At 64.3% G+C, this 13,043-nt stretch carries 16 protein-coding genes; 5 read left to right on the forward strand and 11 right to left on the reverse strand.

Annotated features, from left to right (window positions below; translation table 11 throughout):
* Positions 1-381 precede the first annotated feature (381 nt).
* Entirely contained in the window at positions 382-528 is a 147-nt protein-coding gene (locus DGI_RS18930; RefSeq protein ID WP_021760187.1) for a hypothetical protein, read from the reverse strand.
* Between the two features lie 142 nt (positions 529-670).
* On the opposite strand from DGI_RS18930, the gene rlmD reads away from it, so the two are divergent.
* On the forward strand, positions 671-2,068 hold the full coding sequence (gene rlmD / locus DGI_RS07185) for a 23S rRNA (uracil(1939)-C(5))-methyltransferase RlmD (RefSeq protein ID WP_021760188.1): 1,398 nt from the start codon (positions 671-673) through the stop codon (positions 2,066-2,068).
* 50 nt (positions 2,069-2,118) lie between these two features.
* Here rlmD and DGI_RS07190 read toward each other — a convergent pair whose 3' ends face one another.
* A complete protein-coding gene (locus tag DGI_RS07190; RefSeq protein WP_158407296.1) occupies positions 2,119-3,438 on the reverse strand; it encodes a M12 family metallo-peptidase in 1,320 nt (439 codons plus the stop codon).
* A 158-nt stretch (positions 3,439-3,596) separates the two neighbouring features.
* Here DGI_RS07190 and hisH point away from each other — a divergent pair, with 158 nt between their 5' ends.
* Positions 3,597-4,238, forward strand: coding sequence for an imidazole glycerol phosphate synthase subunit HisH (hisH, locus tag DGI_RS07195; protein WP_021760190.1), 642 nt, complete (start codon positions 3,597-3,599; stop codon positions 4,236-4,238).
* The gene (gene hisF / locus DGI_RS07200) at positions 4,228-5,007 is read left to right on the forward strand and encodes an imidazole glycerol phosphate synthase subunit HisF (protein WP_021760191.1); all 780 of its coding nucleotides are present in this window, start codon (positions 4,228-4,230) and stop codon (positions 5,005-5,007) included. Before hisH ends, hisF begins: the two co-directional genes overlap by 11 nt.
* Before the next feature lie 157 nt (positions 5,008-5,164).
* Here the strand turns inward: hisF and DGI_RS07205 are convergent, their stop codons facing one another.
* Complete coding sequence (locus DGI_RS07205; protein WP_021760192.1) at positions 5,165-5,914, reverse strand: polyphenol oxidase family protein; 750 nt, start codon at positions 5,912-5,914, stop codon at positions 5,165-5,167.
* Positions 5,899-6,522 carry a 5-formyltetrahydrofolate cyclo-ligase gene (locus DGI_RS07210; RefSeq protein ID WP_021760193.1) on the reverse strand — a complete coding sequence of 208 codons (624 nt, stop codon included), beginning with the start codon at positions 6,520-6,522 and terminating at the stop codon, positions 5,899-5,901. Before DGI_RS07210 ends, DGI_RS07205 begins: the two co-directional genes overlap by 16 nt.
* Before the next feature lie 65 nt (positions 6,523-6,587).
* On the opposite strand from DGI_RS07210, the gene DGI_RS07215 reads away from it, so the two are divergent.
* Positions 6,588-7,274, forward strand: coding sequence for a metallophosphoesterase (locus tag DGI_RS07215; RefSeq protein WP_027193200.1), 687 nt, complete (start codon positions 6,588-6,590; stop codon positions 7,272-7,274).
* 64 nt (positions 7,275-7,338) lie between these two features.
* On the opposite strand, the gene DGI_RS07220 is transcribed toward DGI_RS07215, so the two are convergent.
* From DGI_RS07220 to DGI_RS18730, 3 genes are all read right to left on the reverse strand, one after another.
* Complete coding sequence (locus tag DGI_RS07220) at positions 7,339-7,626, reverse strand: hypothetical protein (RefSeq protein ID WP_021760195.1); 288 nt, start codon at positions 7,624-7,626, stop codon at positions 7,339-7,341.
* 10 nt (positions 7,627-7,636) lie between these two features.
* On the reverse strand, positions 7,637-7,978 hold the full coding sequence (locus DGI_RS07225; RefSeq protein WP_021760196.1) for a hypothetical protein: 342 nt from the start codon (positions 7,976-7,978) through the stop codon (positions 7,637-7,639).
* A 202-nt stretch (positions 7,979-8,180) separates the two neighbouring features.
* A complete protein-coding gene (locus tag DGI_RS18730; RefSeq protein ID WP_021760197.1) occupies positions 8,181-8,747 on the reverse strand; it encodes a hypothetical protein in 567 nt (188 codons plus the stop codon).
* A gap of 105 nt (positions 8,748-8,852) precedes the next feature.
* Between DGI_RS18730 and DGI_RS18735 the strand changes: the two genes are divergently transcribed.
* Entirely contained in the window at positions 8,853-9,659 is an 807-nt protein-coding gene (locus DGI_RS18735; RefSeq protein WP_034607723.1) for a glutaminyl-peptide cyclotransferase, read from the forward strand.
* A gap of 87 nt (positions 9,660-9,746) precedes the next feature.
* Here DGI_RS18735 and DGI_RS07240 read toward each other — a convergent pair whose 3' ends face one another.
* The 4 genes from DGI_RS07240 to DGI_RS07255 all read right to left on the reverse strand — a co-directional run bounded on the left by DGI_RS07240 (position 9,747) and on the right by DGI_RS07255 (position 12,894).
* On the reverse strand, positions 9,747-10,190 hold the full coding sequence (locus DGI_RS07240; protein WP_021760199.1) for a response regulator: 444 nt from the start codon (positions 10,188-10,190) through the stop codon (positions 9,747-9,749).
* 136 nt (positions 10,191-10,326) lie between these two features.
* A complete protein-coding gene (locus DGI_RS07245; RefSeq protein WP_021760200.1) occupies positions 10,327-11,061 on the reverse strand; it encodes a superoxide dismutase in 735 nt (244 codons plus the stop codon).
* Positions 11,062-11,156: 95 nt separating this feature from the next.
* Positions 11,157-12,236: a phosphotransferase gene (locus DGI_RS07250; RefSeq protein WP_021760201.1), complete on the reverse strand. Its 1,080-nt coding sequence runs from the start codon at positions 12,234-12,236 to the stop codon at positions 11,157-11,159.
* Positions 12,237-12,477: 241 nt separating this feature from the next.
* Entirely contained in the window at positions 12,478-12,894 is a 417-nt protein-coding gene (locus DGI_RS07255; protein ID WP_021760202.1) for a hypothetical protein, read from the reverse strand.
* Between the last annotated feature and the right edge of the window lie 149 nt (positions 12,895-13,043).

Below are 13,043 nucleotides of genomic sequence, written 5' to 3' on the forward strand. Positions count from 1 at the left end.
TTTCCAAAGACTTGTATGGTGATTCAACGTCACCAGCAAAGTGTTGGAAGGGGAGCGCGCGAGAGGGGAGCACCCGGGCCCCACAGGGCCGCTCCCGGGCCGTGCAAAAAGGGAAGCCCTGCACCAGCGCCGGGCTTCCCTTCGACGATCAGGCAGCCCATGGCTGCACGTATCTTGGCGTAACAACAATACATCAGCCCCGCACCAGCCATGCACATGGCCAGCGGGGAGCTTCACCGTCAGGCAAGTGCCACCCGCCAGATGGGGGGCAGGCCTTGACCGGTGTTCCGCACATTCCATCCGGGTTGCCGGGGGGAATACTACGGAGTCGGTGTTCCGCACATTCCATCCGGGTTGCCGGGGGGAATAATACGGAGTATCTTAATGATGCATGTGGTCGCCCTTGAAAATGCGGTACATGGCGGTGGAAAGAATCAGCCCCATGTACGTGAAAATACCCAGCACGCCCAAGGTGCCGGCAAAGGTGGACTGCAGCATGTTGTGGTAAAGCTCGGCCAGGGTTTCCATAACGGAGGCTCCTCGAACTGTCCACACCCCAAGGCAGTGGACGTGAATGGTTTCACATACAGGGACTGGGACGGCATCTTTGCCGGAATGTCCCCTTCTGTCAAGATTCAAGATGCGGCGGACCCCGCCGCCCGGGAGCGACATGCACACTGGCGACATCGTCGAATTGTCCATTGATTCATTGGAACTGCAAGGCCGCGGCGTGGCGCGGGACGCCGCCAGCGGCATGGTGGTCTTTGTGGAGCGCGGCCTGCCCGGCCAGCGCGTGAAAGCCCTGACCGGTACAGTCAAGGGCCGTTTCGCCGAGGCCGAAGCCGTGGCCGTGCTGGAGCCCTCCCCACACCAGACAACGCCAGCCTGCCCGCATTTTGGTCCCTGCGGTGGCTGCACCTGGCAGGACCTGGCCTACCCCGAGCAGCTGCGCTGGAAATCCCGTCTGGTACAGGACTCCCTGGCCCGCCTGGGCGGAGAGACGGGCAAGGCTGCGGCCGATCTGGTCGCCCCGTGCATCGCCTCGCCCCTGGAGTATGGCTATCGCAACAAGATGGAGTTCGCCTTCATGCCCGGCGACTCCCGCACCCCCCTGCACCTGGGCCTGCGCAAGCGCGGCAGCCATGAAGTGCTTGATGTCACGGCCTGCAAGCTCATGCACCCCGAGGCCATGGCCGTGCTGGAGCAGGTGCGCGCCTGGACGGCCCAGAGCGGTCTGCCAGCCTGGGACGAAGCCACCCGCACCGGCTGCTGGCGGTTCTGCACCCTGCGTCAGGCCGATGCCGGGACCGATCTGCCCATGCAGATGTTCGTGCAGCTCATCACCGCCCGGCATCCGGAGGCAGACCTGGCCGTGGCCGAGCTGACCCGTGTGCTCAAGGCCCGGTTCCTGAGCGTGGCGGCGGTGGTGCATCATGTGCGGGTCTCTCCCGTGCCCCTGGCCCAGGGCGAGGAGCTGCGCCGGCACGGTGGCCCCCTGCGGCTGCCCATGCCGTTGGGTGATCTGGTGTTTCACGTCTCGGCGGACGGATTCTTCCAGACCAACACCCAGGGCGCCGTCAAACTCTACGAAACCATTCGGGAAATGGCCTGCCTGACCGGGACGGAAAAGGTGCTGGACCTGTATTGCGGTTCCGGTGGCATCGCCCTGTGGCTGGCCCGGCATGCCGCGGCCGTGGCCGGGATGGACGCCTCGGCCGAAGCCGTCCGCGATGCGCAAAAGAACGCCACGGCCAACAAGGCCGTGCTGGGGGATGTCGCCCCGTCTTTCAAGGCGGTGAACCTGCGCCGCGGCGTGGAGGGCGCGCCCTTTGTACCGGATGTGGTCGTGGTGGACCCGCCCCGCGGCGGTATGGAGCCGGCCGTGGTGGATTGGCTGCTCAAGGCGTTGCCGGCGCGCATCGTGGCGGTGTCCTGCAATCCGGCCACCCTGGCCCGGGATCTGGCGAAGCTGGGGCAGGCCTATGCCGTGACTGCCGTGCAGCCCGTGGACATGTTCCCCCACACGCCGCACGTGGAAGTGGCGGTGCGGCTGGAACGTCTTGGATAATCGGAATGCACCGGGCCGGCACACCAGCGCCGGCCCGGTGTTCATGTTGCTCAGTTTGTCAAGAGAAGCAGTTGCGGCGCAACCGTTGTGCTGCTTTTGGGGGCAACGGCCTGCCGCCAGTTGGCCGCCGTGGTGCGGGTGTTGTCCAGCGTCATGCGATTATCCGCAGAGTCCGCTGCGGTAGACACCACGCCAGTGGGATAGCCGTTGTAGGACACCTCAGGGTTGGACCAGTAGTTCACCCGCTCGCAGCCATCGCCAGAGCAGTTATAGGCCATGATGGTGCGAAACTGCGGCGAAGCGGAAAGCTGCTGGTAGCCGTAAGAATAGCTGTAGACGCCCTGGCCGCTGGTGCTGGCCCTGTCGTGATGCGCGCCCTGGTTGTGGCCGCATTCGTGGGCAAAGGAGTAGTAGCCCGTGGCGCAGGAATGGCTGACCACGTTGAAGGCCCAGGCGGCGAAATCGCTGCTCAGGGAGGTCATCAGGTAGCCCAGCCCGCAATAGTCACTGTTGTCGATGAGCAGGGTGACGATGTCCGCGCCGTACTGGTCGCGCAGGGTATGCACTTCGTCCATGTACCCGTCGGAGGTGTTTTGCAGGCGCGAGAGGGCGTCGTCGAAGCCGGAGCTTTCGTCGTAGCTCACTTCCGCAGCATGCACCAGGCGGTAGCGCTGCACCATGCCGCTGTTGGCGTACCCCTGGTTGGTTTCGCTGAAGGCCAGGTTGATGAGGGAGGCCATGGCTGCCGTGCCGCCCACGGCATTTCTGGCGGCGGCAGTGTAGACCATCATGACGTCGATGGCTGAGCCATCATCCCGCTGCGAGCTTGTTCTTGCAGGATCAAGTTGGGGCAGCGGCGTTGGGGGGAGGGCCTCTTTCTCGTCGGGGTAGGTGGTCTGGTCGATTTCCCGCAGCAGATACGCATTTCCCCCGGCCGGGAGCAGCTCGTACAGCAGTTTGCCGCCGGTCCGGATCATGCCATACAGCACGCCGCCGGTGTTGGCGATGCGGGATTCGCCGCCCACGGCGGCATCGTTCTGTCCCACAAAGATCGTCGTGTTGCCATCGCTGGAGGTTTCCCACCGTGTGGGCGTTACCTGCACCGTCATGTTGTCGAACAGATTGAACGCCAACGCAGCGGCCGCATCCGGCGTGGCGTTGCCTTTGGTCTCCGGAAACAGCAGCAAGGTGTTGACGGTGACAACGCGCGCCCGGAGCACTTTGGCTGGCTGGGATGCGCTGGCGTTATTGGCGTCCGCCGCCATGTCCGGGGCCGGGGTGAAGACGGCGCCTGCCGCCAGGGCCTGTCCCGGGGAAAGCAGCATCAGCCCGATACAGAGCATTCCTATCAGCAACAAGAGCCATTTCATAATCCCTCCGCCGTGAAAAACTGCCATTTCGCAACATGCGGGCATGGCTTGCAAAGCGTTGACGCAACGCCTGCCCCGCCGCAACTGCCGCACCGGCATCCCTTGCTCCTGCCTGCGTCCTCTGCTATCCAACCAGCCTAACTTTCGGGAGGAGCAGCATGCTTGCCATCCTAGATTACAAGGCCGGAAACCAGACCAGCGTCAAGCGGGCGCTGGACCACCTGGGCATTCCCAATGCCATCACCAACGATCCTGCCGTCATCGGCACGGCGCGCGGCCTGATTTTTCCGGGGGTCGGCGCGGCGGGCCAGGCCATGGGGGAGCTGCAGGCCACGGGCCTAGATCATCTTATACGGGAGATGGTCCAGGCGGACAAGCCCCTGTTGGGCATTTGCGTGGGCTGCCAGATTTTGCTGTCCTATTCCCAGGAGAACAACACCAAGGCCCTGGACATCATTCCCGGCGAATGCGTGCTGTTCAATCCGGCCTGGACCGACGAAACTGGCTCGTCCATCCGGGTGCCGCACATGGGCTGGAACCGCGTGCACCTGCACGCCCCCTGCCCGCTGTTCGAGGGTATTGCCCCGGAGAGTGAGTTTTACTTTGTGCACTCGTATTATCCCGATCCTAAGGCGGAATTCGTCATCGGGACCACCACGTACGGCCAGGCCTTTTGTTCCGTGCACGGTGCGCCGGGCTTGTGGGCCGTGCAGTTTCACCCGGAAAAAAGCGGCCGCCCGGGCCTGAGGCTCCTGAAAAATTTCTGGGAATACTGCCAGGAGGAACGCCGTGCTGTCTAAACGCATCATCCCCTGCCTGGACGTGCGCAACGGCCGCCTCACCAAGGGCGTCAAGTTCGTGGGCAACGTGGACATCGGCGATCCCGTGGAATCTGCCCGCATCTATTACGAGGAAGGCGCGGACGAGATTGTCTTTTACGACATCACCGCCTCCCATGAAGGCCGCATGGCCTTTCTGGATGTGGTGAACGAGGTCGCGTCCAAGATTTTCATTCCCTTTTCCGTGGGCGGCGGCATTAACACCGTGGAAGACATGCGCGCCTGCCTGCTGGCCGGGGCGGAAAAGGTCTCCGTGAACTCCGGCGCGGTGAAGCATCCGGACATCATCTCCCAGGGCGCGGCGGCCTTCGGTTCCCAGGCTGTGGTGCTGGGCATGGACGTGCTCAAGGTGCCTGTTTCCGAAAAGATTCCCTGCGGCTACGAAATCGTCATCCATGGCGGCCGCACCCACACCGGCCTGGATGCCCTGGACTGGGCCAAGACCGGCGAGGCCCTGGGCGCAGGTGAAATCTGCCTCAATTCCATTGATGCCGACGGCACCAAGGAAGGCTACGAGCTGACCCTGACGCGCATGATCAGCGACGCCGTGACCATCCCCGTCATCGCCTCCGGCGGCGCGGGCAACCCCGATCATATGGTGGATGCCCTGACCCAGGGCCGCGCCTCCGCCGCCCTCATCGCCTCCATTGTCCACTACGGCACGTACACCATCCGCCAGCTCAAGGAGCACATCGCCGGCTGCGGCGTGAAAGTGCGGCAGATCTGGTAGAGAGAGAAGAGAAAAGCGCGTGTTTGGGGGAACTGGTTTCCCCCAAGCCCCCTCCAATAGTGTTGGCCCCTGCGGCGGAGTATATGCTCCGCCGCAGGGGCCAACACTATCAGGGGGGCCAGGGGGGATTATCCCCCCTGGTTCCTTTTGCTTTTTCCTATCCCTCTTCCCGCCAAATCGCATTGGCCATGCGGCCGGTGATGCGGGACTGGCGGTACGAGAAGAAGTGCCCGGGCAGGCTGGCGGTGCAGAGATCCAGGGAATAGATGTGACAGGCCGGCAGGCCGGCGGCCAGGAGTTGATCCCGGGTGAGCTGCCAGAGGTGCACGCGGTGCGTCTGGGGCTGGAACCAGGGAGAGAATGTCTCGCCCCATTCGGCGTCAAAATGAATGAATTCGCTGGCGGCCGGCCCCAGGCTGGGGCCGCGCACGGCCAGCAGGTCTGCCGGCGCGAGGTCGTAGCGGGCGCAGAACTGGCCGATGGCAGCCTGGATGAAGCCGATGCGGTTGCCGCGCCAGCCCACATGCAGGGCCAGGAGATGCCGGCCGCCGGCATGGGCGATGAATACGGGCTGGCAGTCTGCGGTCTTGATGATCAGCGCCCGGCCCGGTTCGGTGGTGGCCAAGCCGTCGCCGTCCATGCTGCCGGGGGCGTCCACGTCGCCGAAGTCGGGATCAAACAGGGTGACGTCGCCGTGCACCTGGCGGCATTCGGTCCAGACGGAAAAGCCCAGGGATGCCTGCAGGGCGCGGCGGTTGGCGCGCACGGCCTCGGGGGAGTCGCCCACGTCGAAGCTCATGTTCGCACGGCCATACGCCCCGTCAGAAAGCCCGCCCAGGCGTGTGGAAAAGGCGCAGCGGACGCCGGGCACGTTGGGAAAGGCGAAGGGAATCACCTGGATATCCACACAACCTCCGATTCGGTGACAATCACATGCACGGGCGCGTCCCAGGGGTCTGCGGGCAGGGCGTCCACAAGCTGCACGGAGAAGCACAAACCCACGCGCAACCTGGGCTGCACCCGGCCCTTGGCGAGCAGACGGTCGTAATAGCCGCCGCCGTACCCCAGGCGATGGCCGGCGCGATCGAAGGCCACGCCGGGCAGCACGGCCACATCCGGCGCGCAGGCTCCCGCCGCAGGGCAGTGGGCAGGATCCGGCTCGGGGATGTTGAAGGCGCCGGGGCGCAGCACGGCGGCGTCGCAGGCACAGGCCAGATCCATGACCCCGGGCTGGTCGGGCACACAACGCGGCAGCAGCAGCCGCACGCCGCGGGCCCAGGCATCCTCCAGCAGCAGGCGGGTGTCCAGTTCGCTGCGCACGGCGCAGTAGCAGAAGATTTCCGCTGCGGCTTGCCAGGCGTCCAGGGCCAGCAGGCGTTCCTGGGCAGCACGGGAATAACGGGCGTGCGCCTCGCCGGCAATGCCGGTCCGCAGGCGCAGCATTTCCCGGCGCAGGGCGGCCTTGCGGGCGTCCGAGTCCGGGGCAGGTGGGGGCGGCGAGGTGGATGCTTGCATGATGGCGTCGATTTTGAAACAGTATGCCCGTATCAGCAGGACAAAGCATACCGGAGCAAGGCACGATGCAGCAAGCAGGAATCGGTGATTATTGGATCGGTGTGGGTGATATTCATCAACAGGTGGACCGTCTGGCCAGCATCCCCGGCGTGGCCCAGGCCCGCGGCATCATTCTCAGCGGCGACCTGACCAACCGCGGCGGCGAAAAGGAGGCAGCCCGCATCCTGGCGGCCGCCAGAAAGGCCAATCCCAACGTGCTGGCCCAGATTGGCAACATGGACATGCCCATCGTGACCGGTCTGCTTCAGCGCGAAGGCATCAACCTGCATTGCGCCGCCCGGGTGCTGGACTCCGAATACCCGGCCCTGGGCGTCATGGGCGTGGGGGCATCCACCTTCACCCCCTTCGGCACCCCCAGCGAGGTGAGCGAGGAGCGGCTGCAGCACTGGCTGGAGACCACCTACGAGCAGGCCAGGACATTCCGGCATCTGCTTGTGGTCATTCATAATCCGCCAAAGGATACCCAGGCGGACACCATTGGCGGCGGGGTGCATGTGGGCAGCCCGGCGGTGCGGGCCTTTCTGGAGCGGGTGCAGCCGGATGTGTGCCTCACCGGGCATATCCACGAAAGCGCCTGCGAAGACCGACTCGGCCGCACCATTCTTATCAATCCCGGTGCGTTGGATGCCGGTGGCTACGCGCGCATCGACCTGCGGCCAGGCGGCTTCACCGCCCGCCTGCTGCAGCAGTGAGGGGCAGGGGAAGCTCACGGGGAGGCCTCGGCATCATTGAGGAATCCCCGTGAGGTGTCCTGGATCAGGCCGCGTCCAGCTCCAGCAGGCGCGCCACGCTGGCCGGGGAAAAGGTGTCGTGGGCATGCAGCAGGGCTTCGGGCTCGGCGGCAATGCGCTCCAGCAGAGTCCGGGCCTCGGCCATGTCCATAGGCGCCGTCTGATCCGCCAGGGCTTTGCCTCGCAGGGTGACGGTGTCGGGACGTTGACGGGGCGCCTCTTCCTGTTCCTGCACCTGCACCTCGTCTCGCTGGGAGGCGCGGTCGGGCGCAAGGCTGGGAAAGGTGCCGGCAAGACGGGAAATGCCGTCCATAAGCAACTCCTTATTGCACGCGGTCGCCGCTGGTGTCTGCCACGGCCAGGTGCAGCACGGCGTCCGCATTGATGGATTCCTGGGCCAGCATCTGGCAGCGGATGCTGGATTGGGTGAGCCGGGCCATGCACTCGCCATATTGTGCCTGGGCCTCGGCGGGCAGGCGGTCGGGCACGCCTTCCTGGGCCAGCACGTGGAGCAACGCGCTCACTGTGGAAGCCATTTCCTTGTATTCCGAAAGCATGGCTTCGCGAAGGCCGGCGTCCTTGAGCTGGCGGAGCATCTGGCGGCGCAGCTGTTCCTGCAGGGACTGGCCGGCAAACTGCCCGGCTGGAGGGGCGAAATGGGACATGGCGGTCTCCTTGACATCAAATTGACAGGATGCCAGGAGCAAGCAAAAGCCGCGCCAAGGATGCAGCATCCCGGGCGCGGCGTAGCAGGTGCGAGGCAGTGCTTGGGCTAGAGCATTGTAATTTTGAAAGAGGACATTGCGAGAGGGGAAACCTTTTTGCAAAAGGTTTTCCCCCGAGAACTCCGTTCAAAGAGAGCTTGCCCTATTGCCCCGCAGGCTTGACGATCTGGAACGGCGTGGACGCCGTGACTTCCTGCTTCTTGAGCAGGTCCTTAAAGATGACTTCATACGTGTATTCGCCGGGCGGCAGGGCATGCAGATCCAGGGTGTTCATGGCGAAAAAGTCCAGCACCGGATGCTGCGAGGTCAGGGCGTGGGTGTACAGATTCTCGCGGAAGTAAATTACTTCCTCGCCGAGTTTGATGCGCATGTCCTGCACCACGGAAATCTCGTAGCGGCCGTCAGCCTGCCGGGTGAACCAGTTCAGCGGTTCGTAATACACCAGGAACTTGCCGTCCGGGGGGATGACGGTGGTGGGCAGCGGCTCGTAGGACGCGAATCCCTCTATCTTGCTGCACAGGGTCATATTGGTTATGGCCAGGGTGCTGTTGTTCTGGATATCAAGAATCAGGTGCTTGAGCTGCAGCACGCGGGGGTCTTGCTCGGCGTGGGCTGGTCCGGCGCATGGCAGAGACAGGGCTCCTGCCAGCAGCAGGGTGGCAAGAATGGTCCGGGAGCGGCGTGCGGCCTGCAGAAGCGTGCAATGCATGGGTGGCGTCCTGTGGGGTTGTGGTGTTGCGCCGGCGCAATGCCGGCTGTGCATGGAGCACCAGTGTCGCCATGGAGCCCTGGCAACGAACATGAGGACATTTTTATGAGCGTACGCACTTTTCCTGCCTGCGTAAAGGCTGCCGCCGGCGTGCTGCTGGTCTGCATGGTGCTGTGCCAGTGGCGGCTGTCGCCGGCCCTGGCGGCTCCGGCTGCGCCGGTGACGCCGTGCGAGATCGTGGCCACATACCCGCACGATGCCGCCGTGTACACTCAGGGGCTGCTGTTTCACAAAGGCGTGTTGTATGAAAGCGGGGGACTGTACGGCGAATCCCGCCTGCGCAAGACAGACCTGGAGACCGGCCGCGTGCTGGCGGAAAAAAAGCTGGACGCACGGTATTTTGCCGAGGGCCTGACCCTCATTGGCGGCCGTCTGGCGCAACTCACCTGGCGCGAGGGTCTGGGATTGCTGTGGGATGCCGAGACGCTGGAGCTGGCCGGCACCTTTCACGTGGAGGGCGAGGGCTGGGGCCTGGCCATGGGTCCCGAGCACCTGTACCTGACCCAGGGCAAAGCCGAGGTGCTGCTGCTGGATCCGCAGACGTTTCGCGTCACCGGCCGCCTGCCCGTCACCGCCAATGGCAGACCCCTGCACAATCTCAATGAATTGGAGTGGGTGGAGGGCAAGCTGTATGCGAATATCTGGCAGGCGCCGTATGTGGCCGTCATCGATCCAGGGACCGGCGTGGTGGAACGATTTCTGGATCTCACGCCCTGCCAGCAGGCCCTGCCGCGCGGCGTGAGCAATGCGGACAACGTGGTCAATGGCATTGCCTGGGACGAGGCCGGCCGCCGGCTCTTCGTTACCGGGAAGCGCTGGCCCCTGCTGTTCCAGATTGCCCTGCCGCACTAGGGCACGTTGTTTTTGAAAAGAACTCTCGGGGGAAAACCTTTTGAANAACCTTTTGCAAAAAGGTTTCCCCTCTCGCAACATGCTTTTTCACGGATAATTCGCGCCGGCCTGGGCCTTACGGCGCACCTGCAGGGCCGCCGCCACCTTGCGGTGCAGGGCCGGGCCGGTGAAGGGCTTGGTCAGGTAGTTGGTCACGCCCCGGCTGATGGCTTCCAGAATGTAGTCTGGCTGCGCCTCGGCCGAAACAATGAGGAAGGGAATGTGGCGCAACGCCGGCGCCTCGCGAACCCGGCTCAACAATTCAATGCCCTTCATGCCGGGCATGTTCCAGTCGCACAGGATGCAGTCCACCGGGGACGACTGGAGCAGGGTCCAGGCGGTTTCCGCCTCTGCAGCCTGCAGGAACGTGGTGATGCCCAATGCCTTGAGATGATTGCACACCACCCGCCGCATGATAGTGGAATCGTCCACCACCAGAAAGGTCAGGCCGGCGGCGTCGCTGGGCAGGGGATATTCGATGGGACAGATCATGGGCGGTATGGTCTCGCGCGTGACATGACGATGTCTATCAGATAGCCCCAGCGCGCAACATGGTCAAGCAAATCGAGACATTTTCGAGCAAAGGACGGGGATGCCGGCCGGACCGGCATCCCCGTGTGAGAATGCGTCAGGCCGTCTTTTGGAGACGCGCCAGGGCGGCGTCCCAGTTCAGCAGCTTGTCGATGACGGCCTTGGCGTAGTCGGCGCGCTTGTTCTGATAGTCCAGGTAGTAGGCATGTTCCCAGACGTCGATGACCAGCAGCGGCGTCAGTCCCATGGTCAGGGGCGTCTCCGCGTTCATGGTATCCACGATCTTCAGTGTGTTCTTGGCGGCCGGGTCCGCCACCAGCCAGGCCCAACCCGAGGCAAAGCGGTTCACGGCGCAGTCGGCCAGGGCCTTTTTGGCGGCGTCCACAGAGCCGAAGTCCCGCGTCAGCAGTTCCTGCATGGCAGCGGGGATGTTGCCGCCGCCGGGCGTGAGGGATTGCCAGTACAGGTTGTGGTTGTACACCTGGGCCGCGTTGTTGAAGAGGCCCTGTTTCTTCTGTTCGGCCGCAGCCTTGACGATGTCTTCCAGGGACGTGGCGGCGATGCCGCTGTCCTTGAGCAGGCGGTTGGTGTTGGCCACATACCCGGCGTGGTGCTTGCCGTGGTGGAAGCCGAGGGTATTGGCGGAAATCACCGGCTCCAGGGCATTGGGGGCATAGGGCAGGGCCGGCAGGACCACGGGGCCGTCTGCCGGTGTCTGGGCGAAGGCGATGGAAGACATGCTCGACGCAGCCACCGCTGCCACGGCCGTGCCGAGGGCCACGGTCTTCAGGAATTCACGACGGGGCAGACAGGAAGAATTGCAGGAATGCATTGCCGTCTCCTTGTGAAGAAATCCGGAAAGAGGGAACGAGGGAGATTTCCAGTGTCTTCGTTGTGACGGCATCTGCGCAGGCTGTCAAGCCTGCTTCACGGGCTGCAGCCCGGGCCGGTGCCGGCCCGGGCGTGGGCCAGGAAGGCATCCAGCTTGTCGAGATAGCGCTCAATGACCTGGAATGTCCGGGGATGTTTGAGCCCGCGATCCATGCGCACGTATTCGAACCAGGCCATGTAACACCAGGAAAGCGCCCGCAGCAGGATGGCGCGTTCCAGCAGCCGGGTCTTGGCAGACAGCTCGTCCAGGGGGATGGCTGGTCCGCCGGCCTCCGTCAATGCCTCGCCATAGGCGCGCAGGAATTCCAGCCGATCGGCGTTCGAGAATTGCCAATCCGTTTTCCACAGGGTGGTGGTGGGGACGAGAAAGTGTCCAAGATCTTGATACCGCACGGAGATGACGGCCTTTTCCCAGTCCACCAGCCAGCCGCGGTCCTGCTCGGGATTGCCGTAGGGGCTGCGATCCACCAGGAAATTGCCGGAGTTGACCTCGGTATTGACGATGACCAGGGGCTCGTCGGCGAACATGCCTCCCTGGGCGCGATGCAGGTCCATCACCTCGTCGTGATAGGCCATGAGCCGGGTGAAGATGTCGCGCCGCGGATGCTCGGGATAGCGCCACAAGAGCCCCAGACTTTCCCGGGCAATGGCGGCCACGGGCTCGGGCTGCACCAGCAGCGGCGGGTCGTAATCCCGGGGCGCGGGCACGGGCTGGGTGTGGATGCGGGCGAAGATCCAGGCGGCCAGGGCGGCATCGCGCCGGTATTCCAGGGCGTGGCCGGGAAGAAATTCCATGAGCAGCGCGCCGTGGTCCAGGCCGTGGGGCGTGGGATCGCACATGAGGGGCTTGGGCGTGACGCCGGAATGCATCAGCGCGTGCAGCACGTTGTATTCATACTCGATCTGCCGGTCCTGGCCGATCTGGCTGCCGTGGTTGAGGCGCAGGACGTAGCAGGCGCCGTCCGGTGCGATGACCTGATAGTTTTCGTTGTATTCCCCGGCGGCCAGAAACCGGACATCGCCGGGGGCCAGAGGGGCGGACAGGGTGCCGGGAATCCAGGCGGCGGCTTGCAGAAAGGCCGCCACGTCGGGGCTGCGGTCGAGTGGTGCTGGCATGGTGCGGTTCGGGACGGCGGCGATCCAACGCGTGGTGGATGATAACGAAGCGATTGCGGCGCGTGGAAGGCGGCGTCCAGACAGGCATGACGCAGGAAGGCGGCGTTGGTCAAGTCCGGGCGACATGTTTGGGGAGGCGTCGCGCCGGCATGGCGGCACGGACAGCCTGCCCCCTGCCGCGAATGGTTGCACGGCAGGGGACAAGAAGGGACGAGAGGGAGAGCGTGCCGGCGGTGCAGCCTCAGGCGTTCTTGCTCACGGTGTTGCCCGGCCGCGCTGCCGGTGCAGCGCCCTGGCCGGCACCCTGGCCAGCGCCTGCCCCGCCCCCTGCGCGGGCAAACTGCACGGCCGTGCCGTAGCAGGAGAAATACTTGCTGCCATCCGGGTGAAACGCCACGTTTTCCGTATAGCCCACAATGCCCTGGGCGCCCTTGGCCACGGCGCGGGAGGCCATGCCGAAGAACGCTTCCTCGGAATCGTAGCCACGGCAGGCCACCAGGCCCAGCACGCGCTCAATGGACCGGCCTTCCATGGTATCCGTGGTCACCACGGGAAACCGGCCGGCGATGAAGAGATCCTTGACGCGTTTTGTGGTTTCGTCAACGCAGCTTTCCTTTTGCCGCTTGGCCTTGTCTTGTCCGGTCAAGAGAAAGAGCATGGCAACGCCTCTCCTGGGGTAGTGCTGTTGGTGGGGTGATTCGTGAAAAGCAAGAATCCTGCCAAGATTGCGTGCGACCGCAGACCGGCGCTGTCCGGGGGGATTGCCGCCGGAAGTGGAGGAGGGCGGTTGCTGGAGGCGTTGGAATT

It is taken from the genome of Megalodesulfovibrio gigas DSM 1382 = ATCC 19364, assembly GCF_000468495.1.
GTDB lineage: Bacteria > Desulfobacterota > Desulfovibrionia > Desulfovibrionales > Desulfovibrionaceae > Megalodesulfovibrio > Megalodesulfovibrio gigas.

Coding starts and splice junctions, on each gene's coding strand:
- DGI_RS18930 (WP_021760187.1), bottom strand. CDS start 528: ATGGAAACCCTGGCCGAGCTTTACCACAACATGCTGCAGTCCACCTTT.
- rlmD (WP_021760188.1), top strand. CDS start 671: ATGCACACTGGCGACATCGTCGAATTGTCCATTGATTCATTGGAACTG.
- DGI_RS07190 (WP_158407296.1), bottom strand. CDS start 3,438: ATGAAATGGCTCTTGTTGCTGATAGGAATGCTCTGTATCGGGCTGATG.
- hisH (WP_021760190.1), top strand. CDS start 3,597: ATGCTTGCCATCCTAGATTACAAGGCCGGAAACCAGACCAGCGTCAAG.
- DGI_RS07210 (WP_021760193.1), bottom strand. CDS start 6,522: ATGCAAGCATCCACCTCGCCGCCCCCACCTGCCCCGGACTCGGACGCC.
- DGI_RS07215 (WP_027193200.1), top strand. CDS start 6,588: ATGCAGCAAGCAGGAATCGGTGATTATTGGATCGGTGTGGGTGATATT.
- DGI_RS07220 (WP_021760195.1), bottom strand. CDS start 7,626: ATGGACGGCATTTCCCGTCTTGCCGGCACCTTTCCCAGCCTTGCGCCC.
- DGI_RS07225 (WP_021760196.1), bottom strand. CDS start 7,978: ATGTCCCATTTCGCCCCTCCAGCCGGGCAGTTTGCCGGCCAGTCCCTG.
- DGI_RS18730 (WP_021760197.1), bottom strand. CDS start 8,747: ATGCATTGCACGCTTCTGCAGGCCGCACGCCGCTCCCGGACCATTCTT.
- DGI_RS18735 (WP_034607723.1), top strand. CDS start 8,853: ATGAGCGTACGCACTTTTCCTGCCTGCGTAAAGGCTGCCGCCGGCGTG.
- DGI_RS07240 (WP_021760199.1), bottom strand. CDS start 10,190: ATGATCTGTCCCATCGAATATCCCCTGCCCAGCGACGCCGCCGGCCTG.
- DGI_RS07245 (WP_021760200.1), bottom strand. CDS start 11,061: ATGCATTCCTGCAATTCTTCCTGTCTGCCCCGTCGTGAATTCCTGAAG.
- DGI_RS07250 (WP_021760201.1), bottom strand. CDS start 12,236: ATGCCAGCACCACTCGACCGCAGCCCCGACGTGGCGGCCTTTCTGCAA.
- DGI_RS07255 (WP_021760202.1), bottom strand. CDS start 12,894: ATGCTCTTTCTCTTGACCGGACAAGACAAGGCCAAGCGGCAAAAGGAA.